Below are 3,746 nucleotides of genomic sequence, written 5' to 3'. Positions count from 1 at the left end.
TAGGTTACAGTAGAATTGACAGGATTATAGCTTTTATTGATCCACTGGGGAATTTAGAAGATGAGGGATGGCAATTATCCCAATCGTTGGCAGCAGTGTCTAACGGTAGTTTTCTTGGTAGTGGATTAGGTATGAGTAAACAGAAATTTTTGTATTTATCCCAAGCTCATAATGACTTTATTTTTGCGATTATTTGTGAAGAATTTGGGTTTTTAGGAGCTTTGGTTTTAATTATTGCTTATTTTGCCTTCTTAGTTTTTGGAATCAGAATTGCGATGAAAACAAAATATACTTATTCAAGATTATTAGTTTCTGGAATACTTTTCGTAATAGGAATACAAGCTTATGTTAATATGACAGTGGTTACAGGATTAATTCCACCAACAGGATTGACGTTACCGTTTATATCTTACGGTGGAACATCGTTGATGATTATGTTGGCACTAGTAGGAATAATTTTAAATGTAGACAGAAACAATGAAGAGGAGAGACAATGAATATAATAGTATCTGGCGGCGGAACTGGTGGACATATATATCCAGCCATTTCATTAATTGAAGAATTAAAAAAAAGAGATGAAAACAATAAAATACTTTATGTAGGAACTGAAAAAGGATTAGAAAGTAGCATTGTTCCAAAATTGGGAATAGATTTTAAAACTATACATGTTAGAGGAATTCCTAGAAAAATCAATGCGAATTCATTTAAAGCTTTAAAAGAATTATTTAAAGGATTAAAAGAAGCAAATAAAATTCTTAAAGAATTCAAACCAGATCTTGTTATTGGAACTGGTGGATATGTGAGTGGTCCAATTTTATATAAAGCTACTAAAACTAAAGCAAAGGTAGCTTTTCACGAACAAAATAGCTTCCCTGGAGTAACTAATAGGATACTATCAAGATATGTAGACAGATATTTTGTAACATTTGAAGAATCTATTAAATACTTTAAAAATCAAGAAAAAGCAGTGGTAACGGGCAATCCAATCAGGAATAGATTTACTGATATTGAAAAAAATAAAGACGCAGCAATTGAACAATACAAAATATCGGATAATAAAAAAGTTGTATTCATATTTGGCGGATCAAATGGTTCTGAAATATTAAACAAAGCAACACTTGATATGGTCGATAAAATTTCTAATCAAGATAAATTTGAAGTAATATTGGCTACAGGTAAATTAAATTACGATGAGTTTATACAAAAATCAGGAAATGAAATTAGAAATTTACACATCTATCCATATATAGATGACATAGATAAAGCTTATTCTGTGTCTGATTTGATCGTTACAAGTAGTGGGGCTATAACACTAGCTGAACTATCCTTCTTGGGTAAAGCGTCAATACTTGTTCCAAAAGCATATACAACAGAAAATCATCAAGAACACAACGCAAGAGCATTTGAAAAAATAGGAGCAAGTAAGGTTATATTGGAAAAAGACGTGAATGCTAATACCCTATTTTACCAAATAAATGAAATACTAAGTGATGATAAATTGTTACAAGAACTTTCAGAAAACTCGAAGAAAATGTCTTATCCAACTGCTTGTAAAGATATTGTAGATGAACTTTACAGATTGGTAGAACAAGATGAAAAAGCATAGAGTAGTAATTATTGTGGCAATATCGCTACTGATTGGACTCATAGCGTATTTATGTGCTACACTTGACTATTTTTCAATAAAAAAAATCACAGTTAAAAACAATAAAATAGTAAAAATATCTGAAATACAAAATTATGCTAATTACTCATTAGGAGAAAATATTTTTAGATTTAATAAGAAAAAATTACAGGAAAAGATTAATAAAGATATTTATATTAGAAATGCAAATATCAAGAAAATTTATCCAAATACTATTGAAATAACAGTGGAAGAGGCAAAGGATATTTGTTATTTTGAAGTTGGAAAAGATAAATTTTTCGTAGATTCGGATTTTAAAATTGTAAAGAACAAAGATAGAATAGACTATTCAAAAATTGTTAAAATTGTTGGAGCAAATGAAAATCTGTCAAAAATTAGTAATTTAAAATCGGACGAAAAATTTCATGAATTTTTGAATAACCTTTATACACACAAAATTTTGGAACAATTAACTGAGATTAATGTGGTAAATTCGAATGATATAACAATGGTTACAAAAAATGAAATAAAAGTATTTTTTGGGGATTTAAATGACTCAGAAAAGAAATCAAATAATATTTCAAAGATTTTAAAAGAAATTAGTACTAAAAGTATAAACACAAAAATGGTAGATACTAAAGATCCTGAAAAACCATTTTTGATAAAAGAAAATCCAGAACAAACTGAGTAATTACAGTTTTGGAGTTTGCCTTGCAAAAAAAGATTTTATAAGATGCATAAAAAATATGGTGTATTTATAATACATTGATGTATTATTAGTTTTGTGATTTAAAAATTAAATCAAACTGAAAGAATAAGTAATAAACTTCAAAAATGATTGAGATACAAAACGAAATAGCTAGATATAGCTGAAAATAATTAAATATAATAAAAATTATACTACAAGTACAATAAAAATGAGAAGTGAAAAAACACTAGATGTCATTAAAAATATTGTTGAACTTGTAGTATAATTAAGTTAAAGAGATTAAAAGGAATTTTAATTACAAATTAGGAGGATGTTATGACTTTTGATATGGAACTAGAAGATAATGATTTAGCTAAAATCAAAGTAATTGGTGTTGGTGGCGGTGGAAATAACGCCGTAAAGAGAATGAAAGAAGAAGGCTTGCAAGGTGTAGAATTTGTTGCAGTTAATACTGACAAACAAATTTTAAATAATTTAGATATTAATACTAAATTGCAAATTGGAAGCAAGATTACAAAGGGTTTGGGAGCCGGAGCTAATCCTGCAGTTGGTATGAAAGCTGCTGAAGAAAGTAGAAACGAAATCGAAGAAGCACTTGACAAAACAGACATGGTATTTGTTACTGCTGGTATGGGTGGTGGAACAGGTACTGGTGCCGCACCAATAGTTGCACAAATCGCAAAAGAAAAAGGAATACTTACAGTTGGTGTTGTAACAAAACCATTTACATTCGAAGGAAGAAAAAGACAAATGCAAGCTGAACAAGGTATTGAAGCTTTGAAAGGCAAAGTTGATACTTTGGTAATAATTCCTAACGATAAATTGTTACAAATTTCAGACAAGAGAACTACAATGTCTGAAGCTTTCATGATGGCAGACGAAGTTCTTATGGATGGTATTCAAGGTATCTCTGATTTAATCGCTGTACCTAACCTAATCAACTTAGACTTTGCCGATGTAAGATCAATTATGTTAAACCAAGGCATTGCCCACATGGGTATTGGTAAAGCAAATGGAGATAACAGAGCTATGGAAGCTGCTAAACTTGCAGTAAAATCTCCTTTATTAGAAACATCAATTGGCGGAGCTAAAGCTGTATTAATCAACGTTACTGGAAAAGAATTAGGATTATTCGAAGTAAATGAAGCTGCAGAATTAATCAGAGAAGAAGTAGATCCAGATGCTAATATCATATTTGGTGCTGGTATTGATGAATCATTGGGCGATGATATCAAGATCACTGTTATTGCAACAGGATTTGATTCTGACAATCCAATGGCTAATAAATTAAAATCAAACAAAAAATCTGATTCGGTTTCTCAAAAATCAGAAGAAACTTCTGAAAAAGATCACGACGATATAGAAATACCTTCATTCTTGAAGAGAAGAGGATTCTAATGAAATGTCCGTTCT

4 protein-coding genes are annotated in these 3,746 nt (G+C 30.0%); all 4 read left to right on the top strand.

Annotated elements, in window-relative coordinates:
- Positions 1-497, top strand: a 497-nt coding sequence (locus tag KHW44_RS07420) for an FtsW/RodA/SpoVE family cell cycle protein (protein ID WP_304067866.1), incomplete at its 5' end; no start/stop codon positions are given.
- Positions 494-1,606: an undecaprenyldiphospho-muramoylpentapeptide beta-N-acetylglucosaminyltransferase gene (gene murG, locus KHW44_RS07415; protein WP_002836224.1), complete on the top strand. Its 1,113-nt coding sequence runs from the start codon at positions 494-496 to the stop codon at positions 1,604-1,606. The genes KHW44_RS07420 and murG, both read left to right, overlap by 4 nt.
- On the top strand, positions 1,593-2,315 hold the full coding sequence (locus tag KHW44_RS07410) for a cell division protein FtsQ/DivIB (RefSeq protein ID WP_304067862.1): 723 nt from the start codon (positions 1,593-1,595) through the stop codon (positions 2,313-2,315). Before murG ends, KHW44_RS07410 begins: the two co-directional genes overlap by 14 nt.
- Positions 2,316-2,648: 333 nt before the next feature.
- Positions 2,649-3,731, top strand: a complete 1,083-nt coding sequence (gene ftsZ / locus KHW44_RS07405; protein WP_002836226.1) for a cell division protein FtsZ — start codon at positions 2,649-2,651, stop codon at positions 3,729-3,731.
- Positions 3,732-3,746: the final 15 nt, after the last annotated feature.

Origin of the sequence: Finegoldia magna, assembly GCF_018371055.1 — a bacterium.
Lineage (GTDB): Bacteria > Bacillota > Clostridia > Tissierellales > Peptoniphilaceae > Finegoldia > Finegoldia magna_I.
Note: the sequence above shows the minus strand (reverse complement) of the source record. Positions and strands in the feature narration are given on the sequence as shown.

Excerpts from the sequence above, each read along its gene's own strand:
- KHW44_RS07410 (WP_304067862.1), top strand. The coding sequence starts at position 1,593 with ATGAAAAAGCATAGAGTAGTAATTATTGTGGCAATATCGCTACTGATT.
- murG (WP_002836224.1), top strand. The coding sequence starts at position 494 with ATGAATATAATAGTATCTGGCGGCGGAACTGGTGGACATATATATCCA.
- ftsZ (WP_002836226.1), top strand. The coding sequence starts at position 2,649 with ATGACTTTTGATATGGAACTAGAAGATAATGATTTAGCTAAAATCAAA.